Below are 19,914 nucleotides of genomic sequence, written 5' to 3'. Positions count from 1 at the left end.
CAAGAAGGCGCGAGGCGTATCGGCATGCCGATACGCCTCGCGCCTTTGAGGTACGAGCGGCTCGCCTCAGTGCACGACGACCGGCGGGCGGGCCTCACCCTCGTCGTCGAGCAGGTGCGACTTCTCGCGCTTGCGCGGCAGCATGGCGGCCGGCACGAGGCTGAGTGCCACGAGGATCGCCGCGACCCAGAAGGTCGTGGAGAAGGCGTCGCCGGCCTGCGCCAGGCCCTCCGCCACGACCTGCGGGCCACCCATCCGCTCCACGAGCGCCGGGTCCTTGTGGGTCGCCATCGCGGGGCCGGCGAGGGCGCGGTCCTTGATCGCGTTGGTGAGGATCACCGACATGATCGCCACGCCGACCGAGCTCGCGATCTGCTGCACGATGTTCAGCAGGGTCGAGCCGCGCGCCACCTCGTGGTGGGTCAGCGTCTTCAGCGCCGAGGTCATCAGCGGCATCATCGTGGCGCCCATGCCCAGGCCGAGGATGAACAGCACGACGATGATGTAGGTGTAGGACGTCTCCGACCCCACCTGCGTCATCCCGAACATGCCGCCCACGATCAGCACCAGGCCGACCGGGACGATCCGCCCGACCGGCAGCCTGTCGGCGAGCGCGCCTGCGATCGGCATGGTCAGCATCGCGCCGATGCCCTGCGGGGCGACCAGCAGGCCGGCGTCGAGGGTCGACTCGCCGCGCACGGACTGGAAGTACGTCGGCACCAGCAGCAGACCACCGAAGAAGGCCGCGGCGAACAGGAACATCGTGACGGTCGCGACCGTGAGGTTGCGGTTCTTGAACAGCCGCAGGTCCAGCAGCGGGTGCGCCGGGCGGAAGGAGTGGAAGACGAACGCGACGATCAGCGCCGCCCCCAGCACCATCGTGATCAGCACCTCGGCGTCGAAGATGGTGCCGGCCTCGGGGATGGTGGAGACGCCGTACAGGAACAGCGCGAGACCCGGCGACATGAGCAGCAGGCCCTTTACGTCGAGCGTCTCGGACGGCTCGACCGAGTCGTTCGGCAGCACCACGAAGGCGTAGATCAGGGCGCCGATCCCGATCGGCACGTTGATCAGGAAGATCCAGTGCCAGCTCTGGTTCTCGATGAGGTAGCCGCCGAGGATCGGGCCGAGGATCGGGCCGAGCAGCATCGGCACGCCGAGGATCGCCATGAGGCGGCCCATCCGGTCGGGGCCGGCGGCGCGGGTCATGATCGTCATGCCGAGCGGCATGAGCATGCCGCCGCCGAGACCCTGGAGCACGCGGAACGCGATCAGCATCTCGATGGAGCCCGCGGCGGCGCACAGCGCCGACCCGGCGGTGAACAGCGCGACGGCGAGCAGGTAGAGGCGCTTGGTGCCGAAGCGGTCGGCGGCCCAGCCGGTCAGCGGGATGACGGTGGCGAGCGCGAGCGTGTAGGCGGTGACGGTCCACGCGACGGTGGAGTACGCCAGCGGCTGGGCGGGGTCGGTCGCGAACTCGGTCTGGAAGACCGGCAGCGCGACGTTGACGACGGTGATGTCGAGGATCGACATGATCGCGCCGAGGACGACGACACCGGCGACCTTGAGCACGGCGCCGTCGATCTTGTCCGGATACTCCGGCGGGGCAGCGGTAGACATGCTTCTCCAAAGGGAGGCGAAGGGATTCCGCGGAGTGACGGGAGCCGCGGGCAGGGTGATACGACGCCGTATCACTCTGAGAGTACTTCAGCCCCAAGGGTGGAGCGCCAACCAATATTCCGGCCGAGGGCGTACGTCGGGTGTCGGTGCGGACAGTCGCGGACACCGGCGACTGGCGACCGGCGACTGGCGACCGGAGGGGAAGGGCTACTGCTGGTCGGCGGCGAACCAGGCCGCGACGTCCGGGTCGAGCTCGGGCACCTCGACCATGCCGCCGCCCGAGCGCAGCGATTGCGTCGCGGCGACACCGGCCGCGATCGCCTGACGCGCCGCGACCGGCGAGGTCTCGGTCGGGCCGCCGTCGCGGGCGAAGCGCACGAACTCGGCGACCAGCAACGGGTCGGCGCCGCCGTGCCCTCGTCGTCGCCGCCGACCTCGATGACCCGGTCGGGGTCGGCGTACGTGTCGGTCCGGCGGTCCCAGATCCGCACCTGCGCGCCGGGCCCGTCGCCGACGTTCTCGAGCCGGCCGGCGGTGCCGATGACGGTGTAGCTGCGCCAGTAGTCAGGCGTGAAGTGGCACTGCTGGTAGGACGCGAGCACCCCGCCGTCGAGCACCAGGTTGGCCATCGAGATGTCCTCCACGTCGAGCACCGGCGCGAGGTCGCGCTGCGCGGTCGGCGGCCAGGTGCCGACGTCGTACCAGTCGCGCAGCCGCCGGTCGGAGTTGTCGCGCCGGGAGTCGACGTCGCCGTAGACCGACAGGCTCCCGACGGCGGCGGCCGAACGCGTGAATCCGCCTGCGAGCCAATGGATCACGTCGATGTCGTGGGCACCCTTCTGCAGCAGCAGCCCGGTCGTGTTGCGCCGGTCGGCGTGCCAGTCGTGGAAGTAGAAGTCGCCGCCGGCCGACACGAAGTGCCGCACCCACACCGCCTTCACGTCGCCGATCGCGCCGGCCCGGATCGCCTCGCGCATCGCGGTGACCACCGGCATGTGCCGCATGTTGTGACCGACATACAGGCGGGTACGCGTGCGCCGGGCGGTCTCGAGGATCGCGTCGGCGTCGGCCACCGTCGTCGCGATCGGCTTCTCGAGGAACGTCGGCAGCCCCGCCTCGAGCGTGGCGGTCGCGTGGTCACGGTGCAGGTGGTCGGGCGTGAGCAGCAGCACGGCGTCGACGTCGTCGCGGGCGTCGGTGAGCAGCGCATCGAGGTCGGGCACGGTGCGCACGCCCGGGACGAGCTCCGCGGCGCGCTCGCGGGCGGCGGCCAGCGGGTCGGCGACGACGGTGACCCGGCTTCCCTCGCCGGGGCGGTGAGCGGTGGTCGCGAGGTTGGCGCGCAGGCCGAAGCCCACGACGCCGAGGCGCAGGTCGGTCATCAGGTGCTGGCTCCGAGCGGATCGAGGGGCGTGCGGACGGGACGAATCTAACGAATCCACCTGGACGGGCGTGCGCAACTGTGCAAGATTGGTGACTCAAACGATCAGATCTGCTCACCCGTACGGAGGTCGCGCATGAGCCCCGCGTCCAGCCACACCAGCACCGAGATCGCCACCCAGCCGGATGACTGGGCGCGCGCGGTCGCGCGGGTGCCCTCGCTCGTCGACGTGCTGCCGCGCGCGGGGAGCGGGTGGCGACCATCGGCTGCGGGACGTCGTGGTTCATGGGCCAGGCGTACGCCGCCCGCCGCGAGGAGCTGGGGCAGGGCGTGACCGACGCGTTCGCCGCCTCCGAGCACCACCTCGCGCGCGGCTACGACCGGGTCGTCGTGATCAGCCGGTCGGGCACGACCAGCGAGGTCGTTGACGTCGTGCGCGAGCTGCGCGCCGCCGGCACGCCGCACGTCGCGTTCGTGGCCACGCCCGGCACCGAGATCGCCGAGCTGGCCGAGCACACCGTGCTGATGGACGACGTCGACGAGGAGTCGGTCGTCCAGACCCGTTTCGCCACCACGACCCTGACGATCCTGCGCGCCGCGATGGGCGAGAACCTGACGCCCGCGATCGACGAGGCGCGCGCGGTGCTGGAGGCCCCGGAGGCCGAGGTGCTCGGCGCGCTGGTCGAGGCCGACCAGATCAGCTTCGTCGGCCGCGGCTGGACCGTCGGCCTCGCCAACGAGGCGGCGCTGAAGCTGCGCGAGTCGAACCAGATGTGGGTCGAGGCCTACCCCGCGATGGAGTACCGCCACGGCCCGATCAGCATCGCCGAGCCCGGCCGCGTCGTGTGGGCGATCGGCGAGGTGCCCGAGGGTCTCGCCGACGACGTCGCCGAGACCGGCGCGCACTTCGAGCACCGCGACGCCGACCCGATGGCCGAGCTGGTGCGCGTGCACCGCCTGTGCGTCGCCCGCGCCGCCGCCCGCGGCCTCGACCCCGACCGCCCCCGCAACCTCAGCCGCTCGGTGATGCTGGACGGCTGACCCCGTCACGCGGGCCGAGCAGGCCGGAGCGAGTCCCCCACACGCTGGTCGAGTAGGGCGAGCCGCTGGGCGAGCCCGTATTGAGACCCCACCAAGCTGGTCGAGCGCCGCCCTGAGTAGCGCGAGGGACGAGCGCGTATCGAAGGGTAGGGCGAGCCGCTAGGCGAGGTCGTATCGAGACCGGGTCACCGCGCTCGGTGGTGACCGAACGGCGCCGGGAGGCGTGAGTACGCCTGGGGTGACGTCGGATTCGCGAGTCGCCGATGGCGTACATCGCCAGAGTGGTCACGAACTCACAGACTGGTCGGTTGCAAGTGACCAGTCTGGGTGATTCTGGCCAGTCCGGGGGTCGGTCCTGACCCGACCGCACGATCTCGACACGACAGTGCGTTGTTGACACGAAGGGCTGCTGCAGCACGCACGTCTGTCAACAACGTCAGTCCGTGTCAACAACGTCGGGCTCTGTCAGCAACGTCGCCACGGCGAGCCGCCAGACCAGGCCGACCACGGCCCGACTCCCCCTCCCGGCGCCTTTCGGTGACCACAGAACGTGGTGACGTGGTCTCGATACGGCCTCCGCTGCGCTCCGGCCTACTCGACCACCGTGGAAGGGGTCTCGATACGGCCGCTCGTCCCTCGCGGCCTACTCGACCACCGTGGAAGGGGGTCTCGATACGGCCTCCGCTGCGCTCCGGCCCACTCGACCAGCTTCAAGAGAGCCGCTCGACCTCCGTGGTCGGCCGGCCTACTCCACCAAGGTCGTGGGTTCCAGGGCGAGCAGCTGTTGGAGGCGGGCGGCCTCGGCGGTGATCGCGTCGCGGCCGGCGCCGAGGTAGCGGCGGGTGTCGACGGTGGGGTGCTCCCGCAGCGAGGCCTGCATCGCCTCGGTGAAGACCTGGTTCAGGTGGGTGGCGATGTTGACCTTGCGCATGCCCGCGCGCACGGCGGCGACGAGCCCCGCGTCGGGCACGCCGGAGGAGCCGTGCAGCACGAGCGGGACGGGTACGCCCTCGCGCAGCCGCGCGATCAGGTCGACGTCGAGCTCGGCGGTGCGCGAGGTCATGGCGTGCGAGCTGCCGACCGCGACCGCCAGCGCGTCGACCCCCGTGTCGGCGACGAACTGCGCGGCGTCCGCCGGGTCGGTGCGCACGCCCGGCGCGTGCACGCCGTCCTTGCCGCCGACCTCGCCCAGCTCGGCCTCGACGCTGACCCCCGCGTCGTGGCAGCGCTGCACGACGCGCGCGGTCGCCTCCCGGTTCTGCTCGTCGGGGAGGCGCGAACCGTCGTACATCACCGACGTGAGGCCGAGCTCGACGGCCTCCCGGACGAGGTCCTCGTCCTCGGCGTGGTCGAGGTGCACGACGACCGGCTGCTCGCTGGCGCGCGCGACCGCGAGGGTGGCGGCGGCGATCGGTGCCAGCGCCCCGTGATAGCGCACGGCGTTCTGCGAGATCTGCATGACCACAGGCAGATTCGTGTGCGCGGCGGCCGCGGCGTACGCCTCGGCGTGCTCGATCTGGATGACGTTGAACGCCGCGATCGCACCCCGCGTCGTCGTCGCGAGCAGCTCGGTCAGGTTGGCCAGGGTCATCAGGCGATCTCCTCGATCTCGACACGGGGGAGCAGGCGGGCGACGTCGGCGGGGTCGACGGCGCCGGCGACGGGCTGCAGCACCGCGGCGGCCGACCAGGCGACCCCCGTGCGCAGGGTCTCGGCCCAGGCGTCCCGCCCAGTCGGTACGCCTTCGGCCAGTCCCGCAGCCAGCGCGGCGGTGAGTGCGTCGCCGGCACCAGTTGCGTTGCCCTGCAACGGTTCTGACAACCGCCCCACCAGCCGTATGCCATCGCCGGACACCAGCGTCAGCCCCGCCGCACCGTCGGAGACGACTGCGGCACCGGCACCGTCGCCGACCAGTCGCTCGGCGAGCTCGGCTGCGGACGGCGCGGCCGAGGCGTCGAACCCCAGCATCGCCGCCGCTTCGGCACGGTTCGGCTTCACGAGCGCCGGGCCGTGCGCCAGGGAGTCGCGCAGCACCGGTCCGCGCAGGTCGAGCACCGCCGGCACGGCCAGGGCGTCGGCCGTCTCGACGCACCGCACGACCGCCGCCACGGCAGCGTCAGGCACGCTGCCGCTGATCGTGAGAACCCATGCGCCAGAGAGATTGAGCGACGACTTCGACCACTATGTCGCGCTCCCCGCGACCCCACGGCAGCCCCGGCTCGTTGAGCACCGTCGCCTCGCCGGCGTCGTCGACCACGGTGACCGAGCGGCGGGTGCGGCCAGGCAGCCGGAGCAGCCGATGGCGCACGCCGCGGGCGTCGAGATCGGCCGCGAACCGGTCGGCGTCGTCCGCCCCGACCGGGCAGACGGCCACGCAGTCCTGCCCCATGGTCGTGAGCACCGCCGCGGTGTTGACCCCCTTGCCGCCCGCCTGCTCGCGCACCGCGCCAACCGGGTGCGAGCCGCCGACCTCGAGCGCCCCGACGCGATAGGTCACGTCGACCGCGGGGTTGGGCGTGAGCGTGACGATCACGCGACGCCTCCGGCCTCGAGCGACAGCAGCGCCGCTCCGAGCGAGCCGGCCCGGTCGCCGAGCGACGCGGGCGCCACCGCCGGCCGCATGGCCGGGGCCAGCCGTGCGTGCACCGCCTCGCGCAACGGGTCGAGCAGCAGGTCGCCCGCCCGCACGAGACCGCCACCGACGAGCACCAGCTGGGTGCCGTTGGCGGCAACGACGGGCGAGATGACCGCGGCCAGGGCCTCGATCGCGTTGTGCCACAACGAGATTGCTTGTTGGTCTCCCGCGGCGACGAGTCGCGCGACCTCGGCCGCGTCGCCGGTGCGACCGGTCAGCACCGACCACCGACGCCCGATCGCCCCCGCGCTCGCCACCGTCTCGAGGCACCCGCGCAGACCGCAGGCGCACGGGTCGCCGTCGGGGTCGACCACCACGTGCCCGATCTCGCCGGCCCACGGCCGCCCGTGCCACAGCCGCCCGCCGACGAGCTGGGCCGCGGCGACGCCGGTGCCGAGCGGCACGAACAGCACCTCGGTGCACCCCTGCGCCGCCCCCAGTCGTGCCTCGGCGAGCAGGCCGCAGCGCACGTCGTGCCCGACGACGAACGGCAGCGACAGGTGCTCGCCGAACGCCCGCTGCAGATCGAGGTCGTGCCACCCGAGGTTGGCGGAGCGCACGCCGACCTGGCGCTGCTCGTCGACGATGCCCGGAACCCCGATGCCGACCCGCGCCGGCCGCACCTCGCCCGGCCCGCCGGACTCACCCCCACCCCGCTCGACCAGCGAGGTGACGATGTCGGCGAGAGCCGGCCCCAGACGTACGGACGCGTCTGCCGGAGTCGGCCGCGTGTCCTCGGCGAGCACGTCGCCGGACCTCGTCAGCAGCACCGACTTGATGCGGGTCCCGCCCACGTCGATGCCGACGACCTCGTCCGTCACAGGCGTCAGTCTTCCAGGTGGGTGACGGGGGACTCAGTGGAAGTACTGCGCGCCGTTGATGTCGATGACCGCCCCGTTGACATAGCTCGCCAGGTCGGACGCGAGCCACACCGCGGCGCCCGCCACGTCGAGCGGCGTGCCCGCGCGGCCGGCCGGGATGTCGCGGATCGTCGCGGCCTTGGAGTCGGCCGTGGTGAACGTGTCGTGGAACGGCGTGGCCTCGATGAATCCCGGGGCCAGCGCGTTGACCGTGATGCCGCGCGGCGCAAGCTCCTTCGCGAGCGCGCGGGTGAAGCCGAAGATGCCGGCCTTGGCGGTGGCGTACGCCAGGGCGCCCGGGTGCCCGCCGGTGTGCCCGGCGAGCGAGGCCAGGTTGATGATCCGGCCGGTGCCGTCGCGCAGGTGCGGCAGCGCCGCGTGGCTCACGAGGAACGTGCTGTCGAGGTTGACCGTCAGGATCTCGCGCCACTGCGCGAGCGTGAGGGTGTCGAGCGTGGCGCGGCGCACGAGCCCGCCGATGTTGTTGACGACGATGTCGAGCCCGCCGAGCTCGGCAGCCGCCTCGCCCACCGACCGCTCGACCGCGGCCTCGTCGGCGCTGTCGAGCTGCACCGCCACCGGCCGACCCGCCGGACCACCGAGCGCGGTCAGCGCCTCCTCGGTGGGCGGGTGGCTGCGATAGGTGATCGCGACGCGCGCCCCCGCGTCGGTGAGCGCAGCGGCCACGGCGGCGCCGATGCCGACCCCGCCGCCGGTGACGAGCGCGGTGCGTCCGGTGAGGTCGAGGATCATGCAGGCATCGTCGCAGCCGATCCGCCCTCGCGGGCGCGTTGCCCGCGGCTCACAGGCAGACTGGTCGCCGTGACCCGCCCGCTCATCCTCGCCGTCGCCGGTGTCTCCGCCGAGGCCATCCGATCCGTGCTCGAGGACCGTTACTCCGGGGACTACGACGTGCTCACCGTCGGTGACGCCGACACCGCCCGTGCCGAGTGCGTACGTCGGGCGCGCGCGGGCGAGCCCGTCGCCCTGCTCGTGTGCGAGTGCGTGGTGCCCGGCGGCACCGCGGCGCAGGTGCTGACCGCGCTGCACCAGGTCGTGCCGACCGCGCGGCGGCTGTGCGTGCTGCCGGCGAGCGACTTCGGGCGGATGGTCGAGGAGGTGCGCCAGGCGATGCTCGACGGCTGCTACGACGCCTATCTCGGCGTGCCGCGCGGGCCGCGCGACGAGGAGTTCCACCAGGCGGTGAGCGAGCTGCTGAGCGACTGGGGCTGGTCGGCCGCGCGCCCGGTGGTCGACGCCGTGCGCATCGTCGCCGACACCGACTCGGCCGACCTCGCCCGCATCCGCGACTACCTCTCGCGCACCGGCGTGCCGAGCTCGGTCTACTCCTCCTGCTCCGAGCAGGGGCAAGAGGTGCTCGCTGACGTCGAGATCGACGGTCCCGCAAGGCTTCCCGTGATCGACACGTTCGGGCGCGGCACCCTCGTGCAGCCGTCCGTGGCCGACCTCGCGGCGGTGATGTACGGCGCGCCGTCCGACATCCCCGAGGGCACCGTGGCCGACGTGCTGGTGGTGGGCGCGGGGCCGGCGGGGCTCGCCGCGGCGGTCTACGCCGCCTCGGAGGGGTTGTCGACGGTGGTGGTCGACGCCGACGCGATCGGTGGCCAGGCCGGCACCAGCTCGATGATCCGCAACTACCTCGGCTTCCCGCGCGGCATCTCCGGGATGCGGCTCGCGCAGCGTGCGCGCATGCAGGCGTCGCGGTTCGGGGCGCGCTTCTTCGCCGCGCTGCCGGTGACCGGCATCGAGCCCGAGGGGCAGCACCAGCACGCGTGGGTCGGCGGCACCTGCATCTGCGCCTGGTCGGTGATCATCGCGAGCGGCGTGAAGTATCGGCGTCTCGGCGTCGCGCCGCTCGAGGAGCTGGTGGGGCTCGGCGTGCACTACGGCGCCGCGACCAGCGCCGCGCAGGAGATGACCGGCAAGCACGTGCACGTCGTGGGCGGCGGCAACTCGGCCGGGCAGGCGGCGGTGCACCTGGCGAGGTACGCCGCGTCGGTGACCATCGTCGTACGGCGGGCTGGGCTGGCCGAGACCATGTCGGACTACCTCGTGCGGGAGATCCGCTCCAACCCGCTCATCACGGTCCGCGGCTCGACCGAGGTGACCGACGGCGGCGGCGCCGGCCGGCTGGAGTGGATCGAGCTGACCGGGCCCGACGGCGCCGAACGGGTCGAGACGAGCGGGCTGTTCCTGCTGCTCGGGGCGAGCCCGCACGTCGACTGGGTGCCAGACACGGTCGCGCGCGACGAGCGCGGATACCTGCTGACCGGCCGCGACGTGCCGAAAGACCATTGGCGAGAAGGCATTCCGCCCGCCAACCTCGAGACCACGGTGCCGGGAATCTTCGCCGCCGGAGACGTACGCGCCGGGTCGATGAAGCGTGTCGCGTCGGCTTCGGGGAGGGCGCGTCGGCGATCCCCCTGGTGCACGCCCACCTCGCGGCGCTGCGCGAGACACTGGCTGACAGCAACCCCCACGGGAGGCCGAGATGAGCAACGAGGAGCGCGACCCGCAGGAGGTCGTGGGCGAGCCGATGCACGACGCGAAGGACGTGCTGGTGCTGGCGCCGCGCGAGGTTCCGCTGGGCGGGCCGCGGGCGATGACCGTGCGGCGCACGCTGCCGCACCGCGACCGGTCGTTCGTCGGGGCGTGGTGCTTCGTCGACCACTACGGGCCCGACGACGTCGCAGCCACCGGCGGGATGCACGTGCCGCCGCACCCGCACACCGCGCTGCAGACCGTCACCTGGCTGTTCGAGGGTCAGGTCGAGCACCACGACTCCGGCGGCTACCACGCGATCGTGCGGCCGGGCGAGGTCAACCTGATGACCGCCGGGCAGGGCATCGCCCACTCGGAGGTCTCGACCGAGGACACGCAGCGGTTGCACGGGGTGCAGCTGTGGGTCGTGCTGCCCGAGGCCGACCGTGACCTGCCGCGCCGGCTGCAGCACTTCGCGGCGCCGGAGTCGGCGCTGGGCGAGGGGGTGCACGGGCGGGTGTTCGTGGGGTCGCTGGCCGGAGCCGACTCGCCGATCGAGACCGCAACTCCGTTGCTGGCGGCGGAGATTCGTCTCGAGCCGGGTGCCGACTGGCAGGTCGAGGTCGACCCCGGCTTCGAGCACGCGGTGCTGCTCGACGACGGCGACGTGACGCTGGAGGGCGCCGCGCTCGAGTCGGGTGCGCTCGCGGTGACCGACCCCGGCCGTGCCTCGCTGCACCTCACCTCCGAGCAGGGCGCCCGCATCGTGCTGCTCGGCGGCGAGCCCTATGACGAGGAGATCGTCATGTGGTGGAACTTCATCGGCCGCAACCACGACGAGGTCGCGGCATACCGCGCGGAGTGGGAGGCCGGGTCCGACCGGTTCGGCGACGTCCAGGGGTACGACGGCGGCCGCGACCGCCTCCCCGCCCCCGCGCTGCCCAACGGACCGCTGCGCAGCCGCCGCCGCGAAGGGCCCACGCTGGTCGAGTAGGCCGCACCCACGCTGGTCGAGTAGGCCGAGGGACGAGGCCGTATCGAGACCCCGGGGCATTCCGTTCACCGGTGAACGAGATGCGGAGGCGCCGAGCCGGTATCCCGGGCGATGGCGTACTCAGATCGTTCACTGGTGCACGAAATGCGGAGCCTGGCCCCGGCCCGCCGTCACCAGTCGATCCGCCGGGCGCGCGAGTCGTACGCCTTCTGCAGCTGCGCCCCGAACCTCGCCCGGTCGACGCCTCCCCGGAAGTCGGCGGCCGGGTCGGTGACCTGGACGCTGTCGCCGGCGATCTCGTCGTCGCCGATGACCGCGATGACGGCGTCGCGGCGCTCGCGGCTGCGCCGGATGCGCGCGCCGAGCGACCCGTCGACGTCGGTGCGCGGGCGCAGACCGGCGGCCAGCAGGTCGTCGTGCAGGCGCCGGGCGGGGCCGTCGTGCCCGGGCGCGACGGGCAGCAGGCACACCTGCACCGGCGCGAGCCACAGCGGCAGCCGCCCCTGGTAGCGCTCGAGCAGCGACGCGACGACCCGCTCCATCGAGCCGACGGTGCCGCGGTGGATCATGGCGACGCGGTGGCGGCCGCCGTCCTCGCCGTCGTAGGTCAGGTCGAACCGCTCGGGCTGGTTGAAGTCCAGCTGCACGGTGGCGATGGTCTCCTCGTGGCCGCGCCCGTCGCGCACCTGCAGGTCGAGCTTGGGTCCGTAGAACGCCGCCTCGCCCACGCCGTCGACCAGCTCGAGGCCGGTGCCGGGGAGCACCCGCTCGGCCGCGAGCCGCAGCGCAGCCTCGGCGTCACGCCACTGCTGGTCAGTGCCGAGATAGCCAGCGCCGTTGTCGCGCAACGACATTCGTACGTAGTCGACGGGCAGCCCGAGCACCTCCTGGGCGTGCAGGGCCGAGCGCAGTGCGCGCGCCGCCTCGTCGCCGATCTGGTCGGGGCGGCAGAAGACGTGGGTGTCGTCGAGGCTGATCTGCCGCACGCGGCTGAGGCCGGAGAGCACGCCGGAGCGCTCCGCGCGGAACATCGGCGCCAGCTCGTTGAGCCGGACCGGGAGCTCGCGGTAGGAGTGGCGGCTGGCGGCGTAGGCCAGCGCGTGGTGCGGGCAGTTGGCCGGCCGCAGCACGAGGTCGTCGTCTCCCGGGGCGGCGCCGAGCTGCATCACGGGGAACATGTCGTCGGCGAACTTCGCCCAGTGGCCGGAGCGCTCGAACAGCTCGCGCTTGGCGAGCACGGGGAGTGCACGCCGTGGCAGCCGTCGGCGCGGGCGATGTCGCGGGCGAGCTGCTCGAGCTCGTCGCGCACGATGCTGCCGTTCGGCAACCAGACGGGCAGCCCGCTGCCGATCAACGGGTCGGTGGTGAAGATGCCGAGGGCGTGGTTGAGCTCGCGATGGTCCTGGAACTCGTCGTGAGAAACGTTGTCACTCATGGTTTTTCGACTCCTGGGTGGTGGTGCTCGGAGCCGGCCGGGGCAACGCGAAAGCCCCGGAGCCTGGCTCCGGGGCGGGGTGGTCAGTGCAGCCTGATCAGCGCCGGAGCGGGTCCGGCGTCGTCGTCTGCTGCGCGTGCTGCATGGGAGCAGAGTAGCGCGACCGGTCGTCTCCAGGTTCAGTGCTCTCGAGGTGGTGGTGCCCATGACTGACGCACGTTCTCTGACGGATGACGACTGGGATCGCTGTGGGCGGACGTTCTTCGATCTCGCGGACGACGACGTCATGCTCGGCGCGTGGAGCGAGCGGCACACTGGACCTATGAGCGCCGACTTCACGTCGTACGACGAGGCCACCGTCCGCAAGCTCGACCGGCAGCACGTTTTCCACTCCTGGTCGGCGCAGGACCTCATCGACCCGATGCCGATCGCGCGGGCGGAGGGGTCGCACTTCTGGGACTACGACGGCAAGCGCTACCTCGACTTCTCCTCCCAGCTGGTCAACCTCAACATCGGCCACCAGCACCCCAAGGTCGTCAAGGCGATCCAGGAGCAGGCGGGCCGATTGGCAACGGTGGCACCGGGATTCGCGAACGACGCACGCGGCGAGGCAGCGCGGCTCATCGCCGAGGTCGCCCCCGGTGACCTCGACACCGTCTTCTTCACCAACGGCGGCGCGGAGGCCAACGAGAACGCGGTGCGCATGGCCCGACTGCACACCGGCCGGCCGAAGGTGCTGGCGGCGTACCGCAGCTATCACGGCTCCACAGCCGGCGCGATCACGCTGACGGGGAGCCGCGCCGCTGGCCGTCCGAGCCGGCGCAGCCGGGCGTCGTCCACTTCTGGGGGCCCTACCTCTATCGCTCGGCCTTCCACGCCGAGACCGAGGAGCAGGAGTGCGAGCGGGCGCTGGCGCACCTGCGCGACATGGTCACGGTCGAGGGGCCGCACACGATCGCCGCGATCATCCTCGAACCGGTCGTCGGCACGAACGGCATCCTCGTGCCGCCGGACGGATACCTCCAGGGCGTGCGCGACCTGTGCGACGAGCACGGCATCGTGCTGATCGCCGACGAGGTGATGAGCGGCTTCGGGCGCTGCGGCGAGTGGTTCGCGGTCGACGCGTGGGACGTCGTCCCCGACCTGATCACCTTCGCCAAGGGCGTCAACAGCGGGTACGTCCCGCTCGGCGGCGTCATCATCTCGCCCGCGGTGCGCGACAGCTTCGGTGAGCGGGCCTACCCGGGCGGGTTGACGTACTCCGGGCACCCGCTGGCCTGCGCCTCGGCCGTTGCCGCCATCAATGCCATGCGCGACGAGCAGGTGCTCGAGCACGCCGCCGCGCTCGGTCAGGACGTCATCGGTCCCGGGCTGCGCGAGCTCGCCGAGAAGCACCCGTCGATCGGCGAGGTGCGCGGGCTCGGCGCGTTCTGGGCGATCGAGCTGGTGCGCGATCGGGAGACCCGCGAGCCGCTGGTGCCGTTCAACGCCAGCGGCGCCGACGCCGCCCCGATGACCGAGTTCGCCGCCGCCTGCCGGGAGCGCGGCCTGTGGCCGTTCGTGCACTTCAACCGCACCCACGTGGTCCCGCCGTGCACCACGCGCGAGGAGGAGCTGCGCGAGGGGTTGGAGATCCTGGACGAGGCGCTCGAGGTGGCCGACCGCCACGCGCAGAACTGAGGCGGGCGCCCGTCACGCCACCAAACCGTCGCGCTGACAAGGCAGTTCGCACCAGGTGTGCCGGCACTCCGCCTCACCAGCCGGACCGATCGACGAACTGCCTTCCCGCAGCCACGGTGTCCAGACCGCGACCGTGTCCGAACAGATCGGACAGCGCGTCGAGTGGTCACTCGTTGCTGGTGTGAACTGCGGCGTACCCGCCACAAGTGACCACTCGGCGACGCGCTCGTTCCTCGCGACGCTCGTTCCTCGCGACGCTCGTTCCTCGCGACGCTCGTTCCTCGCGACGCTCGTTCCTCGCGCGACGCGCCCGACGGCTCGGCTGCCCCCTCGTCAGCCGAGCCGCGGGGTCAGCGCACCCGTCGGCGCTCGCGACCCTCCCCGGGGTCCCGGCCGAACATCCCCACCGCGACCCAGCACAGCGCGACCACGACTCCCCCGACGGGCGCGATCACGCTGCGATTGTCCGCGACGCCCACCAGCACGCCGTAGAGCATGGAGACAGCCAGGGCGACGAAGGTCAGGACGCGGCGGTTCATGCCGTCACCCTGACACCCGACGGGGTGGGGCACCCCTGACGTCTGTCATGTCTTCGCGAACGGCCCCGCGCCGCAACAGCTCCGCCCGCGGCCGAGCGGGAAGGCGCACACCTTCGGGTGCCACGATGAGCCCATGCCGGATCTTGGTCATGACATCCAGCTCGGACTCTTCCCCACCCCTCGCGCCGACGCGCTCCCACAGCTGCTCGAGCTCGTCCAGCTGGCCGAGGTCAGCGGCGTCGACGTCGTCAGCATCCAGGACCACCCCTATCAGCGCGACTTCGTCGACACCTGGACCCTGCTGTCCTTCCTCGGGGCACGTACGTCCACCATCCGTCTCGCACCCAACGTCGCCTCGCTGCCGCTGCGGCCGCCGGCGGTGCTGGCCAAGTCCGCTGCGTCGCTCGACCTGCTCACCAGCGGCCGGGTCGAGCTGGGTCTCGGCACCGGCGCGTTCTGGGACGCGATCGTGGCGGCCGGCGGCCCGCGCCGCTCGCCGAAGGAGGCGGTCGACGCCCTGGTCGAGGCGGTGCGCATCATCCGCGCGGTCTGGGCGGGGGAGTCGGTGCGCGAGGACGGCGAGCACTACCAGGTCGTCGGGTTCCGCGGCGGCCCGCGCCCGGCGCACGACATCCCCATCTGGTTCGGGGCGTACAAGCCGCGCATGCTGCGCCTCACCGGCCAGCTCGCCGACGGCTGGGTGCCGAGCATGGGTTACGCCGACCCGCCCGCACTGCCCGAGCTGTCCGCCGCCGTCGACGCCGCCGCGGTCAAGGCCGGCCGCGACCCGCGCGACATCCGCCGGATCTACAACATCTTCGGGTCCTTCGGCCGGGGCGGCGGCTTCCTCAAGGGCACCCCCGACCAGTGGGCCGAGGAGCTCGCCGACCTCGCGATGACGACCGGCATGAGCACCTTCGTGCTCGGCACCGACGACCCCGACACGCTGCGCCGGTTCGCCGACGAGGTCGGCCCGAGCCTGCGCGACCTGGTCGAGCAGCGCCGCTCCGCTCCGCAGACCGCGCTGCCCACCGGCCAGGCGACGGCGCCCGGGCACCCGGCCACGGGCGTACCCCGTGGTGACGAGCCGCAACCCCTCCAGGTCACCGCGACCGCCGACGACGGCACCCGCCTGCGCCCCGAGCTCCCGTGGGACGAGGCGAGCCGGCCGACCCTGCCCAAGCCCGACGACGCGCGATACCCGCTCGCGCAGCAGGCCGCGCCGCAGCACCTGGTCGACATCCACGACGGCCTGCGCGCCGAGCTGGAGCAGGTGCGCAGCATCGTGGATCAGGTACGCGAGGGGCACCTTTCCGTCGGCGCCGCCCGCTCGGTGATCAACACCATGACCATGCGGCAGAACAACTGGACGCTCGGCGCCTACTGCGAGAGCTACTGCCGCATCGTCACCGGCCACCACACGCTGGAGGACCGCTCGGTCTTCCCCCACCTGCAGCGCAGCCAGCCCGACCTGGAGCCGGTGCTGAACCAGCTGCAGGAGGAGCACGAGGTCATCGCCGACGTGCTCGACCAGCTCGACCGCGCGCTGGTGGGGCTCGTCGAGGCGGAGGGGTACGGCCAGGCGGGGCGCGACGCGCTCGCGCGGCTGGGTGAGTCGGTCGACCTGCTGACCGACACGCTGCTGTCCCACCTGGCCTACGAGGAGCGCGAGCTGATGCACCCGCTGGCGGCGCACGGCTTCGGCTGAGCTCTCCCGGGAATACCCCGGGAGGGGGTACCGTTCGAGGTAGTGGACACTTCAACTACCCACTGAGGAGTGAGCAACGATGCAGTTCGGGATCTTCTCCGTCGGCGACGTGACGCCGGACCCGACCACCGGCCGTACGCCGACCGAGGGCGAGCGGATCGACGCGATGACGAAGATCGCGCTCAAGGCCGAGGAGGTCGGGCTCGACGTGTTCGCCACCGGCGAGCACCACAACCCGCCCTTCGTGCCGTCGTCGCCGACCACGCACCTCGGATACATCGCCGCCAAGACCGACACGCTCCAGCTGTCGACCTCGACGACGCTGATCACCACCAACGACCCGGTCAAGATCGCTGAGGACTACGCGTTCCTGCAGCACCTGTCCGGCGGCCGCATCGACCTGATGATGGGCCGCGGCAACACCGGTCCGGTCTACCCCTGGTTCGGCAAGGACATCCGCCAGGGCATCCCGCTGGCCGTCGAGAACTACCACCTGCTGCGCCGCCTCTGGCGCGAGAAGGTCGTCGACTGGCAGGGCCAGTTCCGCACCCCGCTGCGCGGTTTCACCCTCGCGCCGCAGCCGCTGGACGGCGTCCCGCCGTTCGTCTGGCACGGCTCGATCCGCTCGACCGAGATCGCCGAGCAGGCCGCGTTCTACGGCGACGGGTTCTTCCACAACAACATCTTCTGGAACCCCGAGCACACCGCCCAGATGGTCAACCTCTACCGCCGCCGCTTCGAGCACTACGGCCACGGCAGCGCCGACCAGGCGATCGTCGGGCTGGGCGGCCAGGTCTTCATGGGCGAGACCGAGGCCGAGGCCAAGAAACGCTTCCGCCCCTACTTCGACGTGGCCCCGGTCTACGGCTACGGCCCGTCGCTGGAGGAGTTCACGCGCACCACGCCGCTGACGGTCGGTACGCCCGAGATGGTCATCGAGCGCACGCTCGGCTTCGCCGACCAGATGGGCGACTACCAGCGCCAGCTGTTCCTGCTGGACCACGCCGGTCTGCCGACCGACGTCGTGCTCGAGCAGATCGAGATCCTCGGCAAGGAGGTCGTGCCGGTGCTGCGCCGCGAGTTCGAGGCCCGTCGCCCCGAGCACGTGCCGAGCGACCCGCCCACGCACGCCTCGCTCGTCGCGCAGGGTCCCGACAGCCGCCACCTGCTCGTCGCCCCGGCCGCCGACGTGGCCGAGGCCGACGCTGCCGCCGCCGACAACAACCAGGAGAAGGAGGCGTCGGTATGAGCCGTCGCGTCGTCGCCATCACCGCCGGTCTGTCCAACCCGTCCTCGACGCGGTTGCTCACCGACCAGCTCATCGACGCCACCCGCGCCGCGGTCACCGCGCGCGGGGAGGCGCTCGAGGTGGAGGTCCTCGAGCTGCGCGAGCTCGCCAGCGACCTGGCGCAGATGATGACCAGCGGCGGGATGCCCACCCCGAAGCTGACCCGCGCGCACGAGCTCATCGCCGAGGCCGACGGCATCATCGCCGTCACCCCGACGTTCAGCGCGAGCTACAGCGGCCTGTTCAAGATGTTCGTCGACTCGCTCGACACCGACGCGCTCACCGGCACCCCGGTGCTGATCGCGGCCACCGCCGGCACCGCGCGCCACGCGCTGGTGCTCGACCACGCGATGCGACCGCTGTTCAGCTACCTGCGGGCCGTCGTCGTGCCCACCGCGGTGTTCGCCGCGACCTCCGACTTCGGCTCCGCCGAGGAGGGCCTCAGCGAGCGTATCCACCGCGCGGCCGACCAGCTGGCCGCGCTGGTCGTCGCGGAGCCGACCGGTGTCGAAGGGTTCGCGCCCGCGGCCGGTGACAACCGGCGTACGCGCAGGTCGGGCACCGACCTCGGAGAGGTCACGCCCTTCACCCAGCTGCTGCGCAACCACGCGGGCTGAGCCCCGTCCGTCGCCTCGGGCGAGTGGCGCCGAAGGCCTTGTGCCGCAGCGCTACTCGCCCGGACGGCTCGTGGAGAACACGGCCCGGACGTGCTCCTCGATGCGCACGTCCTCCGGCGAGAGGTCGAACCCCTCGCCGCCGGCGTTCGCCGACATCGCGCGGGCCGCGAAGGCCGGTTGGCCGCCGGCGTCGTTCGGCCGGGGATCGCTGACGCTCTCGAACTGCACGCCGTCGACCCGGGCCGCGCGGGCGATCGACTCGGCCCGCCGCTGCGCCGACTGCACCGCCTTGGTCAGCACCTCGTCCGACAGCTGCCGGTGGGTCTGCTCGACGAGGGTCCACTCGACGTGGCTGAGCGTCACGCCCTCCTGAGCGCCCCAGGCGGAGCAGAACCGGGCCAGCGCGGCGAAGTCGCGGAACTTCACCTTCACGTCGGCGGCCGCGGCGTAGCGCATCGGCGCCAGCGACCCGTCCTGGGCGTACGGCCGCCAGCTGCGGGTGCTGATCGGCAGGAACGCCGACCACGTCGTGGGCGACGGCTGGGCCGCCGCGAGCTGCTGCACCTCCGACTGCACCCGCCGCACCAGCTCGGTCGTGGCGCGCAGCGGGGCGTCGGGGTCGCCGCCCTCGAAGCCCAGGCGCATCGTCAGGGTCGCTCGCTCGGGGGCCTGCGCGACCGCCGCGCGGCCGTCAACCTCGATCTGCATGACGCCAAGTCTCGCAGCCAGATTTCATGAACGCCGTTCTCGTCCGCGCCCGGACTGTGCCATCGTCTTGTCATGGCAGGGAAACACAGAGCCCAGAACGAGGGCGGAGGGGGCGCTCCCGTCGCGGCGGTGCTGGGCCTGCTTCTGGTGGGGGGACTCGGGTTCGGCGCCTGGCAGCTGATGTCCGACGACGGCGGCGACACGACGTCGGCGTCGTCACCGACCTCGCCCGGAGCCACGGCGAGCGAGTCCGCGAGCGGCAGCGACCACAGCACGCACAGCGGGACCGACGACTCGGCCAGCGCCGCGGCGCCGAGCGAGCCGAGCACGACGAGCAGCTCCGCGTCGCAGACCCCGGCACCGAGCGACGGCTCCCTGCCGGCCGGCTGCCGCAGCCAGCTCGACGCCGGCGACAAGGCGGTCAAGGCGGCCGGCGCCAGCTGGAGCAGCTGGACCGGCCACACCAACGCCGACAAGGACTACCGCGCCGGCAAGATCAGCTGGGACCAGACCAAGAAGATCTGGGCCGACACCAAGAAGAACGGCGACAGCGACGTCTCCGGGTTCACCAAGGCCAACAGCACCTATCAGGGCAGCAAGTCCGGCGGCTGCGACACGATCGACCGCGACTCCGCGAGCCCGCAGGTGCGTGACTGCCTCGAGCGGGCCGGGACCCTCGACAAGGCCGTGGTGGCCGGGCGCAACGTCAACGGCGACTGGGGCAAGCACGTCGCGATGATGAAGCGCAAGGACCACACCAACCCCGAGACCTACCTCAAGGAGTGGCGCTCCATGGTCTCCGGCGCCGGCCCCAACCAGGACGCGTTCGCCAAGGCGCGGGCGGCGTACGACAAGGCGCCGAGCTGCGACGCGTGAGCTGATCGAGGTCCTGGGCTGATCGAGTAG

The 19,914-nt window shown here is 72.2% G+C and carries 16 protein-coding genes and 3 pseudogenes; 8 read left to right on the top strand and 11 right to left on the bottom strand.

Translation table 11 applies throughout. The features are described from left to right. Positions 1-66: 66 nt before the first annotated feature. Positions 67-1,620, bottom strand: coding sequence for a DHA2 family efflux MFS transporter permease subunit (locus QUE40_RS16755; RefSeq protein ID WP_289231681.1), 1,554 nt, complete (start codon positions 1,618-1,620; stop codon positions 67-69). A gap of 207 nt (positions 1,621-1,827) precedes the next feature. Beyond that, a pseudogene (locus QUE40_RS16750) lies at positions 1,828-3,002 on the bottom strand (Gfo/Idh/MocA family protein). 251 nt (positions 3,003-3,253) lie between these two features. On the opposite strand from QUE40_RS16750, the gene QUE40_RS16745 reads away from it, so the two are divergent. Next, positions 3,254-4,042 carry an SIS domain-containing protein gene (locus QUE40_RS16745; RefSeq protein ID WP_350227000.1) on the top strand — a complete coding sequence of 263 codons (789 nt, stop codon included), beginning with the start codon at positions 3,254-3,256 and terminating at the stop codon, positions 4,040-4,042. 745 nt (positions 4,043-4,787) lie between these two features. On the opposite strand, the gene QUE40_RS16740 is transcribed toward QUE40_RS16745, so the two are convergent. Genes QUE40_RS16740 through QUE40_RS16720 form a run of 5 tightly spaced genes read right to left on the bottom strand, consistent with a single transcriptional unit; the run spans position 4,788 to position 8,290 of the window. Then, a complete protein-coding gene (locus QUE40_RS16740; protein WP_289231680.1) occupies positions 4,788-5,633 on the bottom strand; it encodes a class II fructose-bisphosphate aldolase in 846 nt (281 codons plus the stop codon). Beyond that, the gene (locus QUE40_RS16735) at positions 5,633-6,166 is read right to left on the bottom strand and encodes a PfkB family carbohydrate kinase (protein ID WP_289231679.1); all 534 of its coding nucleotides are present in this window, start codon (positions 6,164-6,166) and stop codon (positions 5,633-5,635) included. Before QUE40_RS16735 ends, QUE40_RS16740 begins: the two co-directional genes overlap by 1 nt. Continuing rightward, entirely contained in the window at positions 6,159-6,575 is a 417-nt protein-coding gene (locus tag QUE40_RS16730) for a PfkB family carbohydrate kinase (protein WP_289231678.1), read from the bottom strand. The genes QUE40_RS16735 and QUE40_RS16730 overlap by 8 nt, the downstream gene beginning before the upstream one ends. Beyond that, on the bottom strand, positions 6,572-7,498 hold the full coding sequence (locus QUE40_RS16725; RefSeq protein WP_289231677.1) for an ROK family protein: 927 nt from the start codon (positions 7,496-7,498) through the stop codon (positions 6,572-6,574). Before QUE40_RS16725 ends, QUE40_RS16730 begins: the two co-directional genes overlap by 4 nt. 33 nt (positions 7,499-7,531) lie before the next feature. After that, on the bottom strand, positions 7,532-8,290 hold the full coding sequence (locus QUE40_RS16720; RefSeq protein ID WP_289231676.1) for an SDR family NAD(P)-dependent oxidoreductase: 759 nt from the start codon (positions 8,288-8,290) through the stop codon (positions 7,532-7,534). 354 nt (positions 8,291-8,644) lie between these two features. Between QUE40_RS16720 and QUE40_RS16715 the strand changes: the two are divergent. Both QUE40_RS16715 and QUE40_RS16710 read left to right on the top strand, forming a co-directional pair. After that, a pseudogene (locus tag QUE40_RS16715) lies at positions 8,645-9,901 on the top strand (NAD(P)/FAD-dependent oxidoreductase); the annotation flags it as partial. A gap of 148 nt (positions 9,902-10,049) precedes the next feature. Continuing rightward, on the top strand, positions 10,050-11,033 hold the full coding sequence (locus tag QUE40_RS16710; RefSeq protein ID WP_289231675.1) for a pirin family protein: 984 nt from the start codon (positions 10,050-10,052) through the stop codon (positions 11,031-11,033). 170 nt (positions 11,034-11,203) lie between these two features. On the opposite strand, the gene QUE40_RS16705 is transcribed toward QUE40_RS16710, so the two are convergent. Next, positions 11,204-12,271, bottom strand: coding sequence for a threonine--tRNA ligase (locus QUE40_RS16705; protein WP_289231674.1), 1,068 nt, complete (start codon positions 12,269-12,271; stop codon positions 11,204-11,206). Further along, positions 12,199-12,468, bottom strand: coding sequence for a hypothetical protein (locus tag QUE40_RS16700; RefSeq protein WP_289231673.1), 270 nt, complete (start codon positions 12,466-12,468; stop codon positions 12,199-12,201). Before QUE40_RS16700 ends, QUE40_RS16705 begins: the two co-directional genes overlap by 73 nt. 322 nt (positions 12,469-12,790) lie before the next feature. On the opposite strand from QUE40_RS16700, the pseudogene QUE40_RS16695 reads away from it, so the two are divergent. Beyond that, positions 12,791-14,148: pseudogene (locus tag QUE40_RS16695) on the top strand (aspartate aminotransferase family protein). Positions 14,149-14,498: 350 nt separating this feature from the next. Here the strand turns inward: QUE40_RS16695 and QUE40_RS16690 are convergent. After that, positions 14,499-14,687: a hypothetical protein gene (locus tag QUE40_RS16690; RefSeq protein ID WP_289231672.1), complete on the bottom strand. Its 189-nt coding sequence runs from the start codon at positions 14,685-14,687 to the stop codon at positions 14,499-14,501. A gap of 133 nt (positions 14,688-14,820) precedes the next feature. Between QUE40_RS16690 and QUE40_RS16685 the strand changes: the two genes are divergently transcribed. The 3 genes from QUE40_RS16685 to QUE40_RS16675 all read left to right on the top strand — a co-directional run bounded on the left by QUE40_RS16685 (position 14,821) and on the right by QUE40_RS16675 (position 18,300). Then, positions 14,821-16,395 carry an LLM class flavin-dependent oxidoreductase gene (locus QUE40_RS16685; protein WP_289231671.1) on the top strand — a complete coding sequence of 525 codons (1,575 nt, stop codon included), beginning with the start codon at positions 14,821-14,823 and terminating at the stop codon, positions 16,393-16,395. A gap of 79 nt (positions 16,396-16,474) precedes the next feature. Then, the gene (locus tag QUE40_RS16680; RefSeq protein WP_289231670.1) at positions 16,475-17,644 is read left to right on the top strand and encodes an LLM class flavin-dependent oxidoreductase; all 1,170 of its coding nucleotides are present in this window, start codon (positions 16,475-16,477) and stop codon (positions 17,642-17,644) included. Further along, positions 17,641-18,300: an FMN reductase gene (locus QUE40_RS16675; protein ID WP_142007056.1), complete on the top strand. Its 660-nt coding sequence runs from the start codon at positions 17,641-17,643 to the stop codon at positions 18,298-18,300. Before QUE40_RS16680 ends, QUE40_RS16675 begins: the two co-directional genes overlap by 4 nt. A gap of 51 nt (positions 18,301-18,351) precedes the next feature. Here QUE40_RS16675 and QUE40_RS16670 read toward each other — a convergent pair whose 3' ends face one another. After that, positions 18,352-19,008, bottom strand: coding sequence for an SIMPL domain-containing protein (locus QUE40_RS16670; RefSeq protein WP_142007055.1), 657 nt, complete (start codon positions 19,006-19,008; stop codon positions 18,352-18,354). A 129-nt stretch (positions 19,009-19,137) separates the two neighbouring features. Between QUE40_RS16670 and QUE40_RS16665 the strand changes: the two genes are divergently transcribed. Beyond that, positions 19,138-19,884, top strand: coding sequence for a hypothetical protein (locus tag QUE40_RS16665; protein WP_142007054.1), 747 nt, complete (start codon positions 19,138-19,140; stop codon positions 19,882-19,884). The last annotated feature ends 30 nt before the right edge of the window (positions 19,885-19,914 follow it).

It is taken from the genome of Barrientosiimonas endolithica, from assembly GCF_030296655.1.
GTDB lineage: Bacteria > Actinomycetota > Actinomycetes > Actinomycetales > Dermatophilaceae > Barrientosiimonas > Barrientosiimonas humi.
This window is presented reverse-complemented; position numbering and strand designations above follow the sequence as displayed.